The 20505-nt window shown below is 61.6% G+C and carries 12 protein-coding genes; 6 read left to right on the forward strand and 6 right to left on the reverse strand.

The window, feature by feature from the left end; all coding sequences use genetic code 11:
• Positions 1-269: 269 nt before the first annotated feature.
• Entirely contained in the window at positions 270-1448 is a 1179-nt protein-coding gene (locus FRC96_RS08100; RefSeq protein WP_146973998.1) for a Fic family protein, read from the reverse strand.
• A gap of 148 nt (positions 1449-1596) precedes the next feature.
• Entirely contained in the window at positions 1597-2937 is a 1341-nt protein-coding gene (locus FRC96_RS08105; protein ID WP_230470009.1) for a B12-binding domain-containing radical SAM protein, read from the reverse strand.
• Between the two features lie 153 nt (positions 2938-3090).
• On the opposite strand from FRC96_RS08105, the gene FRC96_RS08110 reads away from it, so the two are divergent.
• Entirely contained in the window at positions 3091-8745 is a 5655-nt protein-coding gene (locus FRC96_RS08110) for a CHAT domain-containing protein (RefSeq protein ID WP_146974000.1), read from the forward strand.
• On the opposite strand, the gene FRC96_RS08115 is transcribed toward FRC96_RS08110, so the two are convergent.
• Both FRC96_RS08115 and FRC96_RS08120 read right to left on the reverse strand, forming a co-directional pair.
• Positions 8712-10229, reverse strand: coding sequence for a hypothetical protein (locus tag FRC96_RS08115; RefSeq protein ID WP_146974001.1), 1518 nt, complete (start codon positions 10227-10229; stop codon positions 8712-8714). The genes FRC96_RS08110 and FRC96_RS08115 overlap by 34 nt on opposite strands.
• Positions 10226-10948, reverse strand: coding sequence for an RNA polymerase sigma factor (locus FRC96_RS08120; RefSeq protein ID WP_146974002.1), 723 nt, complete (start codon positions 10946-10948; stop codon positions 10226-10228). Before FRC96_RS08120 ends, FRC96_RS08115 begins: the two co-directional genes overlap by 4 nt.
• A gap of 365 nt (positions 10949-11313) precedes the next feature.
• On the opposite strand from FRC96_RS08120, the gene FRC96_RS08125 reads away from it, so the two are divergent.
• The 4 genes from FRC96_RS08125 to FRC96_RS08140 all read left to right on the forward strand — a co-directional run bounded on the left by FRC96_RS08125 (position 11314) and on the right by FRC96_RS08140 (position 17344).
• Positions 11314-12531, forward strand: coding sequence for a hypothetical protein (locus FRC96_RS08125; RefSeq protein ID WP_146974003.1), 1218 nt, complete (start codon positions 11314-11316; stop codon positions 12529-12531).
• 30 nt (positions 12532-12561) lie between these two features.
• Positions 12562-14088 (forward strand): HEAT repeat domain-containing protein, encoded by a 1527-nt coding sequence (locus tag FRC96_RS08130; protein WP_146974004.1) that lies wholly within the window; start codon positions 12562-12564, stop codon positions 14086-14088.
• Between the two features lie 218 nt (positions 14089-14306).
• On the forward strand, positions 14307-15530 hold the full coding sequence (locus tag FRC96_RS08135) for a hypothetical protein (RefSeq protein WP_230470010.1): 1224 nt from the start codon (positions 14307-14309) through the stop codon (positions 15528-15530).
• Between the two features lie 596 nt (positions 15531-16126).
• On the forward strand, positions 16127-17344 hold the full coding sequence (locus FRC96_RS08140; RefSeq protein WP_146974005.1) for an ankyrin repeat domain-containing protein: 1218 nt from the start codon (positions 16127-16129) through the stop codon (positions 17342-17344).
• 119 nt (positions 17345-17463) lie between these two features.
• Here FRC96_RS08140 and FRC96_RS08145 read toward each other — a convergent pair whose 3' ends face one another.
• Together FRC96_RS08145 and FRC96_RS08150 are read right to left on the reverse strand one after the other, a co-directional pair.
• Positions 17464-18303, reverse strand: coding sequence for an SDR family oxidoreductase (locus FRC96_RS08145; protein ID WP_146974006.1), 840 nt, complete (start codon positions 18301-18303; stop codon positions 17464-17466).
• Positions 18304-18384: 81 nt separating this feature from the next.
• Positions 18385-18879 carry a VOC family protein gene (locus tag FRC96_RS08150; RefSeq protein ID WP_146974007.1) on the reverse strand — a complete coding sequence of 165 codons (495 nt, stop codon included), beginning with the start codon at positions 18877-18879 and terminating at the stop codon, positions 18385-18387.
• A 484-nt stretch (positions 18880-19363) separates the two neighbouring features.
• Between FRC96_RS08150 and FRC96_RS08155 the strand changes: the two genes are divergently transcribed.
• A complete protein-coding gene (locus FRC96_RS08155; RefSeq protein ID WP_230470011.1) occupies positions 19364-20455 on the forward strand; it encodes an Ig-like domain-containing protein in 1092 nt (363 codons plus the stop codon).
• The last annotated feature ends 50 nt before the right edge of the window (positions 20456-20505 follow it).

Raw genomic sequence — 20505 nt, forward strand, 5'->3', positions numbered from 1 at the left:
GAGCATTGAGTGGTGGGAACGCGAGGTCGGCCGCAGGTGTCGCCAAAGCGTCAAACGCCTCACCCCAATCGCAACAAACTCAACTCATCCTTCTCCACCCCGATCCCGTGCTCCACGAGCAGCTTCACAAGCTGCGTCCCGTCCATCAGACCGACCGGCGTGGCGTCGGGGCGTTCGGCCTGTTGGCGGCAGCCGTCAATGCGGTGTGATTCCGAGCTTTACGGAACACGCTCACATCCACGCTACGAACGCCTCATGATGGTTGATGGTCAACTCTCTTCCCCAAGTTCGGTCCCCGCCCGCAACCGGTCGAGATATGCCTGGTACGCATAGACCCGATCGCGCTTCTTGCCGGTGGTTTCGACAAGCACCCCGGCGGCCTCCAACACCTCAATGGCGCGCGCCGCGGTGGGATGGCTGGTGGAGAGTGCGTCCACGACCCAGGGGGCGGTGATGATCGGGTGACCCGGGAGACGCTCGAAGATCTGGACGGCCAGCAGGTTGACGCTCTCATAATGGATAAGGCGCTGGCGGTCGGCCGTGACCATGTTGAAAAGTTCGCGGGAGGTTGCGACGGCTTCGTCAGCGATGGTCGCGATCCCGTCGAGAAAGAAGTCCAGCCAGCCTTCCCAGTCGCCGTCGCTTCGCACGGCGTTGAGTCGACGGTAGTACTCCTGGCGGTGGCGTTTAAAAAAGAGGCTCAAGTAAAGCAAGGGGCGGGTGAGCAGGCCATCATGTTCGAGCAAGAGTGTGACGAGCAGGCGGCCGATGCGCCCGTTGCCATCGAGGTAGGGATGGATGGTTTCGAACTGAACGTGAAGGAGGCCTGCGCGAATCAGGGGCGGCAGCCCGTTGTCGGCGTGAATGTAGTGTTCGAAGGCCGAGAGAACCTCCGGCAACGCGTTGGGAGGCGGCGGGATATAGACCGCGTTCCCGGGCCTGCTGCCGCCAATCCAGTTCTGGCTGCGCCTCACGCTTCCGGGTTCTTTGGTCTTGCCGCGACTCCCTCGAAGCAGCAGCCGATGCGTCTCGTTGAGCAGACGCATCGAGAGCGGCAGGCCAGAAGGGTCGGCGAGTTGGCTGCGGGCGAAGGTCAACGCATCGAGGTAGTTGCAGACCTCCTCGACGTCAGCATTCGGAGGGGGGGCGTCGCTCATCGCCTCGAAATTGAGCAGGTCCAACAGCGTCGCCTGCGTGCCTTCGATCTGGGATGAGAGCACCGCCTCTTTGCGCACGAACGCATAAATAAACCAGTCCAGGGAAGGCACCATCTCGCCGGCCAATTCAAGCCTTATAAGGGCCTGTTCCGCAGCCTGCAGGCGTTCGGCAAGGTCGCCTTCGACCTGAAGAGGAGGGGCGACCGGTGGCAAAGGGTGGGGGATGAAGGCCTGCACCTGTTCGCCACCTGCGGAGGTGCTTTCGTATCGGCCCGTTTCGCGCTTCGTCATGGTCGTGCCGCTATTAAAGGATTCGTTTTTAGTGCGGAGAGCTATTAACGAATGCTTTAATAGTGGCCGGGGCTAGTCAAGGAAACGTTAATAGCGATGCGATGGTGAAGTCGTCTTCGGCAAAGCCCTCAGGGGCACATTCATCGCCCTACGCAGCCCTCCCTTGTTGTTCAGGTGCCCACCGGAGGATGTCCGGCTCAAGCGTGTTGGCGATGTCGACAAGTTCTTCGATCGTCCCCGGATGCGCCCCCTCCGTCAGACGCAGCGCCTCGGAGATGCGAGCCATCTGGCGCCACTCTTCCCGATCGAAGCTCGCGGATCCGATGACCATGGGCATCGCGCCGCCGCTATCGCGCAGGTTCCACTTCGCCCGGTCGCGCTCAAGCCCGGTCCCTCGAAGCAGCATCAGCGGAAAAACCTTAATGACCGGCACATGGCGCTCCAGGCACCACTCTACGCTCTCCATAAATGACGCGAGCGTCTGCTCAGGCAGCCCGAAGATCAGCGAGACCTCGAAGTCGATGCCTCGCTGCAGCGTCTGCGCGAACGCCTCGTCAACTTTGGGCATATGGTTGTTGCGGCGGATCGCCGTCATCTCGGCGCTGTGAATAGTCTGCAGGCCGAACTCCAGGCGCACGTCGAGCTCCGACGCCGCATCGATGAAGTTCTCATCCATCAACTCCGCGCGGCATTGCAGGGAGAGGCGGCCGGTGTAACTCAGGGCCTTGAAGCGCTGCAGGATAGCGGTGGCGTGCGGCGAGGCGTTGAAGATGGGGTCGAGCACGGCGATGTCGCGAACATCGGACTTGCAGAAAAGCTCAATCTCGGCCTCAATACGGGGCAAGTCTAACTCACGTCGTTTCAAACGCGCGCCGGCCTCTCGGTGCTGACAGAAGGCGCAGCGAAACTGGCACCCGCGCTGCGTTTCCCAGCGAATAAACTTTTGATCTTTCAGGGGGATGGTTCCCGTAAGCCAGGGCGATGGAAGCGACCCCAGGTCGATGTTGGCCTGCTGCACAAGGTCCAGGGGCCCGGCCCAATGCACCCCCGTGATCGCCCGCCGCTCGGAGGTACGCGCAAGCTGCACCATCGCCTCTTCGCCATACCCTCGCACGAAGGCGTCGGCGTGCGGGTAGATCGCCTCCAGACCGCCCTGACTGTACGAAATCTGCGGGCCACCCAGGATGATGCGCCCCTCAAACCCCGCCGCACGCACACGGCGCAGCACTTCCTGCAGTAGCTCCTCGCCCCACACGTACGCCCCGAACGCCAGATCAACATCCGAGGGGGGGATCCCCTGAACCGCATCGAGGATCGATTGAACCACCTGCCCCACATCGAGCTGGCCGTCGTTCACCGCCACGACGATGGAGCGCACGTCGAGGTTTTGTGTGCGCATCGCCGTGAGGATCGATGCGTGCCCCAGGGGGATGCGGGGGTCTTTGTCGCGGGTCCAGTAGAAGTCGACAAGAAGGGTTGTGCGGCTCATGGGGGCTCCTCGGTTTGGGTGGTCACTACCCATGAGACGAACCCGAGGGGGCGATGCGGACCGACAAAATTGAAAAAACACCGCGCAAAAAGTCTGTCCGCATTGGCTGGCGGCGCGCGTCGTAGAATCAACCCACTTGCTTAAGGAGCAGTTATGGAAACCTTTGAAGATCTTTTGGCGCGACTCGATGAAACCGATGCCAGCGGCTGGGAAGATGAGTATGCGCGTGTTCCCGTGGAGATGAATCGGGACCAGGCCGGCGACGTTGTGATGTCTGATCGAGTGTACGCGGAGTGGTTCTTGTTTCGATTCGACGCGGGGCCTCCCGGTGTCGCGCTTCCGACTTTCGAGGATGCATATGAGGCCGTCCTTGCACGAGGCGACGGCTCACCCCTTGACGCATATCGTATCATTTTCGAGTCCAACCCTGTCCTTGATTACAAAGAGGCTAGTGGCCGACTGGATCTCTTGCGCAATTCGGCAGGGTGCGCCCTGAGGGGGGGGACCACGTGGTTTGCGATGTGGTTGGCAGCTCGGGCCGGGGTGGCAGCCATCGCGTTTGATGAGCCGGAGCTTGCATGGGCGTTTCTTGATGGCTTGGCGGTAGACGGCATCAGGCATCCGCATATGAGGCAGCTCGAGATTTTTGAGCCCTTGCGAAAAAGTGAGAAGGCTCTGCGCAGTCCGTGGGTAAAGACAGTCATCGGCTGGATGTGGTCGAATCTGGGCGTGCCTGTGATGCCTGTATTGCCGATGTCCAGACCGTCAGAGGATGGCGCGAGTCTCCATGAAATTCGAGAGGAGTTGACCCGCATTGGCGCGACGAAGGTGCTAGCGCTTCTTGACGCATATTTGCAGGAGGACGACCGCTCGCTTGTCCATGAGCACGAGGCGCATCCGCTGGTGCGCGAGCTTCGCACTCGCATGATGTCCGACGACCTGACGGTGCCAGCTGTCGACGACTTGCCGGACTGGTTTGGCGATTGGGCGCGGGCACTTCTACGCTCTGGCGAGTTTGTGCTGGCTCGGCTTGCAGGCCTTGTTTTGTATCAGCAGGGAGAACGCCAGCTAGCAGCGGTGCTAGCGCTTCCGGCTGCTCATGCGTCCGATCTGGAGGTATTGACCGGGGCGATGGATGAGCCCGCATGGCAGACGCTCTGTGCGGAGTTGCTGGCTGCACGCGAAGTTCTGACGGAGGAGGCTGCAAACGCATTGGTGGCGCTGGCGTTGCCTCATCACATCTATCGTAATGATGCTGTCATTGGTCTCGCGACCAACATGCATTTTTTGGAGGGGTTGCAATTTGATCCGAAGGGCGTGGTCGCGCAGGTGGTCGCAACGTTGCAGGCTGTGAACGAGGAGATGATGAGCACCCGCGCGACGATTCAGCCACAGGTCGATGCGATGCTACGCGACGTGAGGCGACAAGCCGGTCAGTTGGAATCGCGCGGTCTACAACTCACCAGGCATGACATTGTAAGGGGGGCCGAGAACGTTTCAGTTCCTGATGTCTCAACAGCGTTGCTGGACCTCGCCAGCGAAGCCGTCGCCGCTCGGTCGCCGCTCGAGCGGTTGTTGATGGCGACGGCGTTGATGAACGCCGTGGATGCGACCGAGCACGGTGAACGATGGAAGGGGATGCTGGCGCCAATGGCGGCGGATGCGCTCTACGAACTTGATGAACGGGAGCTCTTTCCGTGGCGTCTTCGTCTTCTGAATGACGCGATTAAGGGCGCTGAGAGCCTGGAGTCGCGCGCCGATCTTCTCTTCAAGCGGGCCAACACGCGGCGCGCCATTTGTCGCGAAAAACTGGACGAGCTTGAGCTGGTTCTTCAGGACCTGAAAAGCAGCATGAGTGACGCGCGGAGGGCAGGTTGGGCGAGCTTATATGCGGCTGCCACAGCGCAATGGGTGAAAGTGAGCGTGCGGGTCGCACTCACGCGGGGCGAACTGAGCGATGAATGTGTTGAGCAGTGCGACGCGGCCATCAAGGACGCGCTTGAGTTCGCGCAGGAACCTCTAGACCGGGCCATTTTGCATCAGGCCCGCGCGCATCTGCTGCGTGCCATGCGCTCGCCGGATGCGGTGAAGGCGTTTGAGGAGGCGTTGTCGCTCCTGAGCCCCGATGTCCGTCTTTGGGTTGAGGTCGCCGCGGAGTTGGTCGCGGAGTTGGGGCGCGTTGGCCGCGTGGACGACGCGTTGCAATGTGGTCGCGACTTCCTACAACAGACCCCCGCGAACGCTCCGCCGATCGAACAGGGGATGCTGAACCTCACCCTGGGCGAAGCTTTCATGAAAGCGCAGCAAGGGGACGAGGCACGCCGGCATCTTGAAACAGGACTGAGCCTTGTGCGTGGCCGCGACATCTTTACGGAGATGTTGGCGCGGATGAGCCTCGCACGCCTCGGCCTCGCTACCGATGACAGCAGCCTCTGGGAAGAACATCTTCGAGTATTACGCGACCATCGCGATGAACTGGATGATATGACCCGTCGCGATCTTGATCAGGTGGAGGCGGTGGTCGCGGAGAAACATGGTAGCTCGGACGAGCATCGAGCGAAGTTGGTTGAGGCGCTCGCAGCGGCGAATCTGCCGCACGAAATAGCCGGGTTGCGCCTTGAGCTCGCACGGCTGGATTTGGCTGCCGGGAGCGATGTCGAGGACCTGGATGGTGTCTTGACCGCGGCAATCAACGCGGACGTTGACGCCTATTACAGCGACATTCTGGTCGACGTGCTCTGCAATTATGGAGTGGCCTGGAGCGAGGCGACGCGCCAGGTGGTGATGCGTTGGGCTCGCGATAAGCGGCGGTCAAATGAGCATGAGCGCAAACACCATCATCGGGGTGCCCAAATTGAACAGTCCGTATCTCAAGTATCAACCAGTGAGGTTGAGAGCATAGTGGGGATGCTCTTCCACCCCGCAGGCCGTGCTTTTATGGAAGTCCGCAAACGTTTGGTCTCGACCTCCGAATTCGACACGGCTGCGTTTGGGATCTTGGAGCAGTTCGGCCCGAGCATGAAGAACGCCATGCAGGCGGATATGGAAGAGCATTCTCTCATCGGGAAACCCAATGAGGTCGAGGCGCTTCTTGCCTCTCTAAACCCGGCTCACGATGACGAAGCGCGGCCCGGAATCCTCGCCGCGCGAGTTCTTGCACTTGCGTATCTGGCACGGAACGGGCGATGCGAGGTGAGCGAAGTCCGTGAGGCCACCGACGCGGCGATGGCATCGCTCGGTGATGTGGATGAACGTTTTGTCCGCGCGACGCTGCTCAGAGCGCTGGCAGAGATATGGTCTCCCAACGATCATGTCGACGACCCGGTCTGCGATTTCGCCTATGCGGCGGACCTGTTGCAACGCTGCGTTGAACTGGAAGGCGGTGAGTCTGAGGCTACGACCGATACTCTGGGGTTACTCGCCCGCGCGCGGCGATATTCACCCGCAGGCGACCAGAACGAGAACCTCCGAGAAACGCGGCGCTTGTATGAGTTGTTGCTCGACCGAGGCGAAAACGCGAATTGGCCCGACGTGCATGCCAACATTCGGCGCAACCTTGCAGAAGTGAAAAGTCAGCTAGGGATGGGGAGTCGTCTTGGGCGCTATTATGCATCCGAGGCAGAACTCAAAGAGGCGCTCTCGAAGGCGCAATCTTCACGGCAGAAGGCTGAACTCAGGGCCCAGCTGGCGTGGGAGCAGACCCAGATTGGAACGATGCTAGGAGGGGCAGATGGTCGCCGCTACCTTGAGTCTGCGCTCGCTCACTTCGATCAGGTGGACCGCACTGCGGTAGACGCGTCTGTTCTCAAAAACATCATGCTGAACCGTCAGGTATGCAGGGCTGGGCTTGCTAGTTTTGACGGTGGACGCGCCGGATATGTTGCGTCGTGGCGAGCGTTTTTGACGACGCTTGATGAGGCCGAAGCGCCTTACGTCTTTGCGACGGCGAAGTATAACCTGGCGGACGGGCTGTTGTCCGGCGGTGAGATGACGCCCGAGGAGTTCGAGGAGGGGATTCGCTTAGCCCGTGAAGCCGCCGAAGTACGCACGCTGGAGAAAAACCCGCGGCATTACTGGGAGAGCGCGTACCGAATTGGCCGATCACTCCTCCATGCGCTGGGGGCCGCGCGTTTTGACTTGCTGCCGATGGCGCCAGAGTCCGTATTTGATGTGGCGAGAGACTGGTTGCTTAAGGCGCTCGAAGCGGCGCGAAAGTTGGGGCCGGGTGAAGAGCTGGTGCAGACCGCGCTTTCGCTCTGCGAGTTGGCTACCGGAGAGCCCAGACCGGCAGACCTGGTTAAACACGCGGAGGATGCCTGGTCCTACGTGCAGCAGTCGTCCGCGAACCTTTTGCTCAACGCTGACAATCGAGAACGTGAAGCAGGAACGGCGACTGTGACAGCGCTCATGCTTGCGAATCGCCTGGCGCAGGAGATGTCGCTTATCGCTCCTCAGAGCGAGCTGGCGTTCGTTCTTCAGGGGGAGCGGGCTAAAAGCGTGGAGCGCTGGATGGTGCGTGGTCAACTCCCCGCGATGCGACTGCTGCGTGCTAGATTGACACGACCTGAAGGCGTCTCAGCTGCGGCGTGGGATGAGTTGCAGCGTGCGCTTAAGGAACGCAACGAGGGGGTGATGGTCGATGCGCTGGAGACGTTGAGGGAGACCGCCCAAGACTTCCTGATTGAAGACCATGCGAATGAGGTGACGTGGCAGTGGCTTCAGGCGCGTCCTGGCAGCATCGCGGTGTCGCTAATCTTGGGCTACCCAACCCCGCTTGCGCTGGTGATGCAGGTCGATGAGCGCGGCGAACGTAAACGCTGGGTGTTGGGGTTGCGGATATCACCGCCGCCGATCCCCCTGGACACCCTCCCTGATGTTGTACGTAAGTCAGGAGTTGAGGGACGCGACACTAACGAAACGCTGGATACGCTGGCGGCATGGCTCGGGGAGGGCGTGGTTGGCCCAATCGTGCGGTTTGTGGGCGAGAAGCCAAGTGCAGTGTTGTGGAGCCCGGGCCCCGGTCTTCGCACGATCTCGCCACGTGCGTTATGGGGTGAGATCCCGGTTGCGATGACAACGTCACTCGTGCTGCCGGATCTTACGAATGCTCCCCGGCGTCCGCGCTCCACTCTGGTGGCGATGGCGGATCCGGGCGAAGGTCAGTTGAGCTTGAAAGGGATGGGCACCGAAGTGGTTGCGTCTCTCGCTGATATCGCGGGTTCGCGGGGGCCTGTCCGCGTCATGGGGAGTCAGGGCAACAGGTTTGGACGTGAGCTGTTTGGCGAGACGCATGCGGTCCGCGAAAGCGCAGCGAGCAGCAGCGATGTTTTGTCTGAAGTGGCCGGGCATGAGGTGGTGGTGTTCCTGGGGCACGGTGATGTGCCCACGCTCGAAGAGGCGGCGCTCGTGTGTGTCAACGCGCAGGGACAAATTGACCCGCTGGACGTCGCGACGCTCGCTCAGTCGCCCGATGCGCTTGCCGGAGCGACCGTCGTGTTGCTCTCGTGTGATAGTGGGCGTGTGGGCGACCGTCTTGCGGAGCCCGGGGGGCTTGCGGGCACGCTATTATCGGCGGGAGCGCGATGTGTGATCGCGCCCTTATGGCCCGTAAGGCTGGATGTCGCGGAAACCGTTGGCGCGGCCATCCTTGAAGGCCTCGCTGCTGGCGAAGAGCCCTGGTCTGTTCTCGCTAATCTTGAGAATGAGGGGCCGTCGGACACTCCCTGGCTTGGGCCAGGGAGTTTGGCCTCGGAGCAAATCGTGGAAAAAAGTTTTCAGCGACGGTCGTTTGTTGCCTGGGTGGGCTGAATCACGCGGGTACGGATCACAACATCGTCGCGCGACGCTGCCTCATCGAGGAGGGTATTGAGACTCTTCTCTTTAAGCGGAGCGTCCGCGACGATGAGGATGATTAGCGCCTCACTTTCGGGCTCTTCGAGTTCCCAAATGAAACCTTCGGAGGGGGTGAAGTGGTTTGTTACATCTTCACCTTCCGGATACTCATCATCGACCACGAACATCTTATACGTGGGGGCGTTGGGCAGCGGTGTGCCGCGAACTTCCCACGTTTCGCGTTCCGTAACATTGCCGCTCATCATGGGCATCGGCTCCTGGATGGCGATGGCCTCTAGACTTTTCTCAATCCAATCTTTCACCGTTTCCGATGCTTGTGACGTCACCTCAGCGATACGTGTACTCCACCGGGCGAATCGAGAAGGTTTAGGAAAGAGCGCGTCGACGAGCGTCGCCGCAGGACGCACTGCGGGCTCCGATTCGCGAACGACAGCAGCAAGCGCCGCGTCTTCCACGACCTCCCACATGCGTAGCACAGGGCTCTCGGAGCCTGCGTATATGGCGGCGCGCGCATGAGCGGATTCGGCGAGGTGCGACCACTCCGAGGGGACCCAGGCAACGAGGATTTCCAACTCTTCGAAGAACGCGTTTGTCTCTTCTTCGGCCCCAACAGCATCACCGATCGCCAGAAGTTCGGCGGAGGATGCGAGCGCGGCCTCCAGATCCTCTGGTCGGGGTTCCTGCAGAGATTCTGCGAGCTCATCCAGGACGCCCTCCCAGTCGAGGGTGTCTTTGAACTCTTCTATCAAGTCAGCAGGTGCAGCTTGTAAGAGCGACTCGGCCTCTTGAAGGGCGTTCTGGACCTCATTGTGGCTTCGTACAAGTCGACCATCGCCGATGGCAGATGTGAGCCACCAGAGATCTTTCACAGTCTTTGGAGGGTGGGTTGAGGCTTCCTGCAGGTTTTGGGCAGCGAAGCTCGCGAAATCGTCGACCGTCATTGAGGTCTCCTTCTTAAAGTACTTTATACCGTGGCGTCGTAACGCGGTCTCGTCCCATTTGACGTTCTTAGACGGCTCATGCGGACGGAAGGCAGTGACAACGACGCTTTTTGATTTGTTGAGCTCAATGACAAGAAATATTGAATTAGGCGTGAGCGCGCGATGGCGCCACCGACTGTCCATCTTTGGAGTCCAGATGGTCTCGGGTTGGGCCATTTCTTCCATATAAACGGGGGCATAGAAATCATCATGATGTTGGGCGATGAGTTCGAGTGCCTGGCTGCGATTAACACTCTTTAACCTTGGGAGTTTACGCTCACGCGCGCGTTGAGTTCCAACAAGCGACTCGGCTTGAGCGCGTAGGGTGTCAATCTCCACATCGCAGAGACGTTCCCAATGTTGCTTCGTGTCGTAGAAGTGCTTCCACGCTTTTCGAGGGCGGAGATGATTTGGCAGAGGGGTCACCAATCCATAAGGGGTACGTTTGCTGTCTGTCATTGGGTGACCTCCTTGATCATCGCTTGCAGGGTCTCACGAGCGCGGGCTCTGCGCTTTCGGAAACGCTCCATCCGTTTTCGGCGCAGTTGAAGATCGTCAGGGTCATCATCGCCAGGATCGTAGATGCGAGTGAGCGCGTGGGTGTCTCTGGCAGCGCTGATCGCCTCCCACAGTGCAGGGAGAGCAAGACCGGATCGATTGGATAACCAGTCCATTTCTTCGTTATTCAGCCAGTTCGGGGCGGACTCGAGCTTGACCGCGACTCGGTCTGCGATGTTGAGCTGGGCGAGGACTGCCAGGTAGTGACTAACGCGCTCTTTTTGGAGTGCGACGCGTGCTGGCGAGGACGAGTAAGGGGCGTTGGTCTCTGAGTCAGTCTCCGGCTCCAGCGCTTCGTCTGCGTCGAGTGACACCTCCTGCTTCCGCTTCTCGGCCCGCTGTATGGAGATGCACCGATTCCGGAGTATGCGCGCGATATAACTGCGGGGATCGGAGACAGAATCAGGGAGCGGCTTCTGGCTAAGCTGTATCAGAACTTTTTGAAGAGCATCATCAATAGCGCTCTCGGACCATTTCCGACGAACAATGTTTGGAAGCATTGCGCGTAGCTCTTCTTCGAGGAAGCGAAACAAGGCGTTGCCATGCGCTGGGTCTTGGGTGGCGTGCCATCGAGTTAGTGCGTCGAGGACCAGGTCCCACGACATCTTCTGTTCAACCATAAAGAGCCTCGCACGGCTTGAGGTTCGAGAAAAAAATGGTGCTAGAGTTAGGGCGCGTTTCACCGTCCTACATGGAATGGCGCGTTCGGGGCGACGCGATACGTGGGGGGGAGCGTCGCCATCGATAAACAGTATGTCGCACGACCAACCAGGCACACCGCATCACGCGGAGCTGACGGGAAGAGGCGAGTCGTCATGTTCCCCCGAGGGGAGTGGTTGGATTTCTAGACAGCGTGATAGCAGTGGAGGGCCAGGGGGGGCAACATGTGTTGTAGATTTTGTAACGTGGACGGAGCGACGACGGTCACACCCGTGCTGATCCTCGTTGCTACCCCGCACCGATCATCCCACCCCCCGGACCTTATATGGCCCCCACCCACACCTGGACCTTCCGCCCCCGCTTTCGCCGCAACGCCTTCGGCTGGCGCTCCCAGCCCGCGATGCAACGCATCGAAGAGGCGGTCGCTGAGATCAAAGACGTGGCTGCCCACGACCCCGCGCTCGCTGCCGAGGGGGCGGTCATCTTCCTCGAAAAGCTCTCGCCGGCGATTGCGCAGGTGGACAGCTCCTCGGGGGCCATCGGCGGGACGGTGAACCGGGCGATCGCCGAGCTCGCAAAGATCATCGGGGCGGCGCCGGCTTCGGAGACACAGCGGGAGACGTGGTTGCAGCGTCTGTGGGATGCGTTTTTGGCCGATGATATCCCTTACCTGGAGGCGCTGGGTGACCACTGGGGCGCGGCGTGCGGGAGCGTGGAGGTGGCGTCGGAGCAGGCCGACCGGCTGCTGGTGGGGTTGCGGGATGCGTGGGAGGGGCCGAAGAAAGGGCCGCGTTCATTCACGGGCGAGTCGCATTGCCTGAGCGCGCTTCTGGCGGCGGAGCGCTACGAGGAGGTTTTGGCGTGGGTGGAGAAGTCGCCTTACACGATGTGGAGCTATGTGAAATTCGGGGTGAAGGCGCTGGTGGCGATGGGGCGGCCCGAGGAGGCGGTGGCCTACGCCGAGGCCCGGAGTGAGGGGCGTCGCTCGCCGGCGGTGGCGTATGCCTGTGAGACGATTCTGCGCGACGCGGGGATGGAGGAGGAGGCGTATGCGAACTACGCGTTCGTGGTGCACCAGCACGGGAGCTATTTGAGCTGGTTTCGGGGTGTGGCGAAGGCGTATCCGGCGATTCCGAAGGCGCGGGTGCTGGCCGACCTGGTGGCGCATACGCCGGGCAAGGAGGGAAAATGGTTTGCGGCGGCGCGCTCGGCCAAACTCTACGATGAGGCGATTCGGCTGGTGCAGCTAAGCCCCTGCGAGCCCAAGACGTTGATGAAGGCGGCGAAGGCGGAGACCTCAAAGCGGCCGAAGTTTGCGGTGCAGGCAGGGCTGGCGGCGCTGCGCTGGCAGGTGGAGGGGCACGGGTATAAGGCCGTGGCCAACGACGCGCGCGACGCCTTTGCGATCACGATGCGGGCCGCCGAGGCCGCCGGGGAGGTGGAGGCGGTGCGGGCGCAGGTGCGGGCGTGGGTGGAGACTCCGCCGCAGGGGGAGAATAAGATGGTGCGGAAGTTGAGGGAGTGTCTGGGGGAGGAGCGCTGATGGCTCGGAAGTCGCGAGACTCGATGGTGGATGCAGTGCTCGAAGCGTTGGACGCGGCGCAGCTTCGAGAGCTCATTTACGAACGTCTCCCCCGGCTTCATGATAGGGTTCGGCCTCGGACCGATGCCTGAACATGGCGCAGCAGAGGATCTCGTGCCAATAGACCAGAACATGCCAAATCAGCTCGCCGCACCCGGCACGTTGCTGGGCCAACTGCAACGAGGTCATGGGCGCGGCTATGTGAATGCCTTGCGGGATACTGAGGCGCCCGAGCTGCTTCTTCATTGTGTCGAGCATGACCCTCGGTGGGATCAGCAACTGGAGCACCGCGCAGCGTATTACGCGCGTTTGGCGATGGCGCTTCAGGTGGAACCTGCGGCGATCGTCTCAATCTATGAGAAGCAAAGTTCACGAGACGACGGTGAGAAGCGACCGCTCGCTGCAAAGGTGCTTGCGGAGCTGGCAGTTCGCGGGAACCTCGAAGCTCACGCACAGATCTCCCGGTTGATGATGGGGCCTCATTGGGAAGGGGTGTTTAACGAGCTGAGCTTCCGTGAAGGGTTTTATAAGCGGCCCGTGCTGACGGGCGATGAGGTACTAAGGCTGGTTCGCCGCATCGACGACGAAGCGTTGATGTCGGTGGTTGAGTTTGATGGGAGCGAGCGCTTTCAGGCGTGGCCGGACGTGATCCAACGTATTCATCGTATCCGGCGAGATAGGTATGCGGATGAAGGTCTGAGGCGGCGAGTTGAACCTTATATTATGCCGAAAACGTCGATGAGCACGGAGACGTTGCTGCGGCAGGTGACGAGACAGACGGCGCCCAAAACCGTAAAAATCTTAGCGGCCCGGCGGGATCCAGCGAGCGTTGCGTTGGTCGAGCAGGCGGCGCAGAGCGAGGATGTGGAGTTAGCGATTGCAGCGCTTCAAATTTTGGGGCGGCAGGGCAACACAGCGGCTCTTCAATGTGTATGCGAGGCGCTCGAAAACGATCCGGGGACACCTGACAGGCCGGGGGCACGGAGGCGGATCGCCAATCTTCGTTATCTGGAAGCGCTTCCTTCCGAAGTGACTTTAGCGCTCGCCAGAGAGTGGTTGCGTCGGGGGGGAGCTCGGAGCATTGCAGCTGAGAAGTTGATAGGCATGCACGCAACCTGCGCTGAGCGAGAAATGGTCGAGGAGGCGTTGGATGCGGCGCTGGAAGAGGGGGCCGTGTACCGCGCATACAACATGATTGAGGCGCTGGGGGTGATTGCCGCTCCGGACTCGGAGGAGCTCTTGCGACGTGCCTTTTACGAGTTGCCTTATAGCCGTGCGCGCAGCGAGGTGCTCAAGTCGCTCAAGGCCAGCGGGAGTGTCGTCGGCACATTGTTGGCAGAAGAGTCATTGTGGGATTCGGAGGATGAGGCCCGCAGGCTAGCTATTACGATGGTAAGGGGTGATGAGCCTGGAATGGTGGCGCGGATACGCGAGATGGCGCATGACCCTTTTGAGGAGGATAGGATTTGTGAGGGGGCGTCGAGGTGGGTGCGGGATTTTGATGGTGAGGTGAGTTAGACGGCTGCCATTGAAGACTCTGCTTCGAGGTGTATGCAGCCGGGCTTGTGGTGCGCTGCGCCCGGGTCGAGAGCTCGCCGGAGGCCGACGCTTGGATGCGGGGAATCATGGAAAAATATCGGCGTTTCTCGTCGTTGAAGAAGGCGTTTCGGGAGGCCGGGGCGTGAGGTCGCGCAGCAGCGCGCGTGGAGTCATAGATGTCGAAAAAAGAGCCCGTCATGCATGAGAACGCAAGTCACCCCTGGGAGTTTCAACAGCGTCTTTTGCCCGGTTCCTACGGGAGAGATTCCCGGCTGGCGGCCAGCGATGTGAAGGCGGCGGTCGCGGAAATCAAGAAGGTAGCGCGTAAGGAAGCTCGGCTCGGCGCTGCGGGGGCGCTGCTCTTTCTGGAAGTCGTGTCCCCGGCGATTGCGAGTGTGAACGGCTCCTCGGGGGCCATCGGTTCGGCGGTGAAAAAGGCGGTGGGAACGCTGGTGGAACTCATTGCGCAGGCGCCGGTTGCGGAGGAGGTCCGCGAGGCGTGGCTGGAGCGGATCTGGGTCGCCTACCTTAACGATACCGTCCCCTACATCGAGTCGTTGGCGGACTACTGGGGTGAGCTGTGCAAAAGCAAAGCGCTTGCGTCGACGTGGGCGGACCGGCTGCTGGAGGAGTCTCGGGATGCCTGGGGGCCGGACCCTGCGACGTATCGCTTTTTCAGGGGCACCAAAGTGTGTTTGAGCGCGCTGGAACACGCGGAGCGCTACGAGGACATTCTGGACCTGCTTGGCCGCGCACCCTTCTCGATGTGGTATTTTAGCCAGCACGGGGTGCGGGCGCTCGCAGCGCTGGGTCGCGTCAACGAGGCCTTGCGATTTGCCGAGGAGCATCAGGGGAGCACCGGTGATCCGGTCGATATTGCGCGTACCTGCGAGGAGGTGCTGCTTAACGCGGGCCGGGTCGATGAGGCCTATGAGCGTTTCGGACTTGAGGCTCATAAGGCGCATACGAACCTGGCGTGGTTCAAGGCCGTCGTGAAGACGTATCCGCATAAAGCACAGGCCGAGGTGCTGGCGGATCTCGTGGCGTTGACCCCCGGTCGGGAGGGCTCGTGGTTTGCGGCGGCCTGTTCGGCAGGGTTCTATGACGAGGCGCTTCAATTGGCCCGCCAGAGCCCGTGTGCGCCGCAGACGTTGACGCGTGCGGCGCGCGACATGGAGGTAAAACGCCCCGAGTTTGCCAGGGAGGCGGGCATGGCCGCGCTGCACGGGCTGGTGGAGGGGGCGTACTATTCCGTCACCGGTGAGGATGTGAAAGCGGCCTACACCCATACGATGAACGCCGCGGAGCATCTTGGAGAGGCCGAGTCGACCCGGGAGCGCATTCGCGAGCTTGTGGCCGGGGAAAGCACCGAGGATCGTTTCATCACCAGAGTGCTGGGGCGAGCGTTGGGTTTGCGCTGAGTCGCGGCGCTCGTTGCCCGAGAAGGGCCGCTAAGGGTGCTGGGTTGCGGATCTGGAGACCCAGAAGCGCAGCTAAGGGCGCTGAGTCGCGGCGCTCGTTGCCCGAGAAGGGCCGGTACGGGTGCTGAGTTGCGGATCTGGAGACCCAGAAGCGCAGGTAAGCCCGCTGAGTCGCGGATCTGGGTACCCAGAACGGGGAGTCGAGCGGGCTGAGTTGGGGATCCGGGTGTCGAGAGTCGGAGCTAAGGGGGCTGAGCTGGCGATCTGGGTCCCGAGAGCGGGAGGTAAGGGGGCTGAGTTGGGGAACTCGGGTGCGGAGTGGGGCAGGTAAGGGGGCCGAGTTGGGGATCTGGGTGTCGAGAGAGGGAGGTAAGGGGGGAGTCGGGGATCTGGCCGGGGGAATGGAGAGCTCAGGCGCATGAACACAGGTCGATGTCCGTCTCTCGGACAGTGGGTATCAACCGACCTCGAGGACGTCTGGTGGGTTGAACGATCTCGCACCTCCTCGCCAGACCGTTTCGGGTGTGCTCGCGTGGGGGGTGATGGTAGGGTGTCGGCTCTTTCAATCACTTCGCTCGAGCCAGGGGAAGAACGCCATGAACGCTCCGACATCCTTAAAAGAAGCCATTGATGCCAATGACGCGACCCGGGTCGCCGCGGAGGTCAACGCCCTCGGCGGCGATATCGATGCGTATAAGATCGCGTCGATTCCGGTGGTGCTGCGGGCCGCCGCCCAGAGCTCTGATGAGGCGCTGCGGGCGCTCCTGGACGCGGGCTCGAACCCGGCGCACTTTCCCGATGCGCTGCACCGGGTGATCTTTCAGGGCTGCATGATGAGCGGGTGGGAGGAGGCCAGAGATATGACCTGCCTGAAGCTACTGATCGACGCCGGGTGTGACCCCAACGGGCTCGATGAGCGTGGGGACAGCGCGCTGGCAAGCTGTCTGATGGCCGCCGTGCACCCGGAGCGCGCCGGGGCCGCGGCGCGCCTTCTGATCGCGGAGGGGGCCGACCCGCTGCGGCCCGAGAACGAAGGGCTTTTGCACCGCGCGGTGAAGACGCCGGCCTCCGGGGTGGTGGAGGCACTCCTGGAGGGGGGCGTTAATGCGAACGCGGAGGATGGGGGCGTGGTTCCGGCGCTCTCGTGCGCCATTGAGCTCGCTCAGGCCTTTAGTCGCAGCCGGGAGAATCCGGAGGATAACAGCGCGGAGGTCGCCGCGGAGTTTTGTGAGGACAACTTCCGGCTGCTTATTAAACACGGTGCCGATATGAGCATTCGCACCAGCGAGGGGAACCACCCGCTGCAGATCGTATTCACGATTCAGGATTGCCCGGAGTCGATCAAAATGATGCTGCTGGATGCCGGCGCGCCGGGCCACGATACGATCGGGGCGGCGGGCGAAGATGTCGATTTTCTGGCGATCAGCATGGCGGAGGGGCATTCGGGGGAGATGGCCTGCCGTCTTTATGACGCGGGCTGTCCGCTCGATGTTCCTTACGAGCTCTTCGGCGGGGGAAGCTACGTGCGGCTGGCGGCGCAGTACGCTCCGCAGCAGGTGTTGGCGCTCTGCCAGCATAGTGATGCGGCGCGCCAGACCTTTCTGGAGTATCGGAGTGAGAAGGGGTTTAGCCCGCTGGCCAACGCCATCGCCGGCAAATATGTGGAGCTGATTACGTACTTTCTCAACGCGGGGCTCTCGGCGGATGAGAAGAACGCCGAGGGCGTCTCCATTCGCGCGTATCTGGCCGAGGGTGAGGAGGCGGAGGCAAGGATGGCAGCGCTGGCGGCTGGCGAGGCGGCGTTGACCGCGTAAGACGCGTCAATGCGGGGGGCTACGACGTCGATGAGGGGTGATTGTGCGATGAGGCGCATAACTACGGGCTGATGTCCGTCTCTCGGGCGGTTGGCATCACGCGCCCCATCGCCGCCCGCTCAACGTACCCAGGCTTCGCTGCGCTCCCACAGCTCTCTGGCGAGCTCTTCATCTCTGGCGAGCCGGGAGGGTGTTTTCACCTTACTTTTGTCCCAATACAGCCCCGTCGTCTCACCGGCCTCTGCCGAAAGCGCGCAATGCAACGTGGTCTGAGCGCCTTGCTCCGGGGTGATCATGAACATCTTGATCAGAGGCCGAAAGAGGCCGGGGACGCGTCGCCAGATGTCGGTGGCGACCACGCCCGGGTGCAGCGCATAGGTTTTGATGTTGGTGCCCTTCAGGCGCCTGGCGAGCTCGGCGGAGAAGAGTACGTTGGCGAGCTTGGAGTTGGCGTACTCCGGGAGGCCGGTGCGACCGGGGGTGGGGCCTTCGACGGCCTTAAAGTCGATGCGGCCCTTATAATGCGCCTCGCTGGAGACGGTAATAATGCGGGCCTCGTCGGCTTCTTTGATGCGGTCGAGGAGGAGGTTCGTCAGCAGAAAATGGCCCAGGTGGTTGATGCCAAAATGGATCTCAAACCCATCTTTGGTCTGGCCGCGGGCGCCGCCCAGGCCGGCGTTGTTGATGAGGAGATCAATGGGGTTGCCGGTGGCCAGGATCTCGGCGGCGGCGTTTCGCACCGACTCCAGCGAGCCCAGGTCCAGCGCCACGAAGCTCACGGCGTCGGGGCCAAAACGCTCGGCGATTTCGTCGAGCACCGGCTGGGTGCGCTCTAAGCTTCGGGCGGCGATGGTGACGTGGGCGCCGGCTTCAGCGAGCCCCAGGGCGGTGTGGCGGCCGATGCCGGTGTTGGCGCCGGTGATTACGGCGTATTTGCCTTCGAGTGATGGTGTCGCCATGGGTTCATCCTCATTTCAACATAACGTTCTCAACGAAAGTCGCGCGTGGCCCGAGACGGTATTAGCGCAGATGGTGCGCGCTCAACCTTCCAACTCCGCCAGCAACCCGCCCAGGCTCAGCGGCTTTGTGAACATCGTCAGGTTGCCCTCTTCATCGGTGGGCCACTCCTCCCTGGGGCGGTCCCAGTAGAGTTCGATGCCGTTGCCGTCGGGGTCGCGCAGGTAAAGCGCTTCGCTGACGCCGTGGTCGCTGGCGCCGTCGAGGGTGACGCCGGCGTCGCGAAGACGTTTGAGCGCCACGGCCAGGGCGCGGCGAGTGGGGTAGAGGATGGCGGTGTGGAAGAGGCCGGTGTGGTGGGCCGGGGCGGGGGTGCCGCCTTTGCTATGCCAGGTGTTGAGGCCGATATGATGGTGGTAGCCGCCGGCGGACAAAAAGGCGGCCTGATCGCCGTAGCGCGTGGTCACCTCAAAGCCAAGCACGTCGCGGTAGAAGGCCACCGCTCGCTCCAGATCTGCGACTTTCAAATGGACGTGGCCGATGCGAGCGCCGGGGTCGATCGCGTCAAATTCGCTCATGGTGTGCTCCGTTGGGTCGAGGGTTTTGAAGATCCTATCCTGGTCTCCATGAGAGTCTCCGGGCGCCTTTTGAGTTTCAAAAGGGGCGTTCTTCGTGTGCCCCGTCGCCGATGAGCACCATGTGTTTCCGCGTCTCTTGAAGGACGCTCTGGCATCGCGCTCGACGATGTGCGCGTTGCGGTCATGACGTGGGTGGCGGCGGTCGCGGGGAGCACAGGATGAGCGGAAAGCTGGCGAGCAACCTCCGAGCGACGATCCTGCGCAGCCTGAAAGCTCCTGAAAAACGGCATTGTGCCTCCAGGAAGGCATGGTTTCGGCACCGAGTTCGCCCTACGCTCGACCCGGGACATCACGCGTTGCATCACACCTCCCTAAAAAAAGCTCGGCAGGCTAACGCGGGTTTATGTGGTCCCGGTGCTGGCCAGGCGCAGAGGAGGTGGGGGGCGACGTTTAGCACTTCTACGGATTGGATTAGGGCAAAGAGATGATGAATCACCATGGGAAGAAGAAGGTGTGGGGGACGGCTCTGATTGGCATCGTGGCGGCCGGTTGCGCGTCGGTGTTGGAGCCGGTTGACGCGTCGTTGGGCGTCGAGATCGTCTCGGGGCCGCAAGCGCTCACCAGCGCGACGAGCGCGACCTTCGAGATGGTCTGCGAGAATGAGGGGGCGTGCGAGTTGGAGTGCGCGCTCGACGGCGCGCGTTTTCAGAGCTGCGAATCGACGGTGACCTATGAGGCGCTCGACGTGGGTCCGCATATCTTCGAGGCGCAGGCGGTCGATACGTCGGGGCGAGTCTCGGAGGTCGTGGCCTGGGAGTGGACCATCGAGGAGACTGGCGATACCTCGCCAACCCTGCAGATCTCTGGCCCGGACACCATGGCCGAGGGGGTGGCTACGGCGGAGCTGACCTTTGAGTTCAGCGAGAGCGTCGCCGTCTTCGGGATCGAGGACATCGACGTCAGTCCGGAGGTTCATACGCTCAGCGATTTTGAGTCCGTTGATGATACGACCTTCACCGCGACGCTACATCGCAGCGGAAATGAGGCGGGCACCATCCTCATCTCGGTGGGGGGCGACGCTTCCCAGGGGGGCGGGTTGGGCGCGGGCGCCAGTCATACGATTGAGTTGCTTGGCGAGGTGGACATCACCGAGCCCTGCGAGGTGCCGGACCATGTGGAGATGAGCAGTTCTCCGGCGGTGACGCGTTTTGGCGAGAGCACGGGTGCGATCGAGTTTACGATGCCTCCTCTTCCCACGGTCCTTTCTCATCCCTTCACCACCACCGACAATCCTGAAATGGGGGGGCAGGTCAATATGGTGGGTACGTCTCAGACGGGGTTTCATCGGCGGAAAATGTGGATTTCGGAGTGTCCCGGCGGCGAGGCGCTTTCGACGCGGTGTAGCGCCTCGGGCATTGAGATCACGATACGCTGGCGACAGGAGGAGGCGCGGGTATCTTGTACGTTGGAGACGGACAAAACGTATTATTTTAACGTCTCCTATGGCGGATCCACGGACTGTGACGACGCGGAGGGTTGTCCGGCGATTATTCAGCATCTAGGGGGTTGGGACTAGGAGCCTGTAGTGCGATCCCCGGTAACGCTCAGATTTCCGCGTCCACCGAA

Origin of the sequence: Lujinxingia vulgaris, assembly GCF_007997005.1 — a bacterium.
GTDB lineage: Bacteria > Myxococcota_A > Bradymonadia > Bradymonadales > Bradymonadaceae > Lujinxingia.

Bases quoted from the DNA above. Each gene is read 5' to 3' on its own strand.
- FRC96_RS08100 (WP_146973998.1), bottom strand. From the start codon at position 1,448: ATGACGAAGCGCGAAACGGGCCGATACGAAAGCACCTCCGCAGGTGGC.
- FRC96_RS08105 (WP_230470009.1), bottom strand. From the start codon at position 2,937: ATGAGCCGCACAACCCTTCTTGTCGACTTCTACTGGACCCGCGACAAA.
- FRC96_RS08110 (WP_146974000.1), top strand. From the start codon at position 3,091: ATGGAAACCTTTGAAGATCTTTTGGCGCGACTCGATGAAACCGATGCC.
- FRC96_RS08115 (WP_146974001.1), bottom strand. From the start codon at position 10,229: ATGACAGACAGCAAACGTACCCCTTATGGATTGGTGACCCCTCTGCCA.
- FRC96_RS08120 (WP_146974002.1), bottom strand. From the start codon at position 10,948: ATGGTTGAACAGAAGATGTCGTGGGACCTGGTCCTCGACGCACTAACT.
- FRC96_RS08125 (WP_146974003.1), top strand. From the start codon at position 11,314: ATGGCCCCCACCCACACCTGGACCTTCCGCCCCCGCTTTCGCCGCAAC.
- FRC96_RS08130 (WP_146974004.1), top strand. From the start codon at position 12,562: ATGCAGTGCTCGAAGCGTTGGACGCGGCGCAGCTTCGAGAGCTCATTT.
- FRC96_RS08135 (WP_230470010.1), top strand. From the start codon at position 14,307: ATGCATGAGAACGCAAGTCACCCCTGGGAGTTTCAACAGCGTCTTTTG.
- FRC96_RS08140 (WP_146974005.1), top strand. From the start codon at position 16,127: ATGAACGCTCCGACATCCTTAAAAGAAGCCATTGATGCCAATGACGCG.
- FRC96_RS08145 (WP_146974006.1), bottom strand. From the start codon at position 18,303: ATGGCGACACCATCACTCGAAGGCAAATACGCCGTAATCACCGGCGCC.
- FRC96_RS08150 (WP_146974007.1), bottom strand. From the start codon at position 18,879: ATGAGCGAATTTGACGCGATCGACCCCGGCGCTCGCATCGGCCACGTC.
- FRC96_RS08155 (WP_230470011.1), top strand. From the start codon at position 19,364: ATGATGAATCACCATGGGAAGAAGAAGGTGTGGGGGACGGCTCTGATT.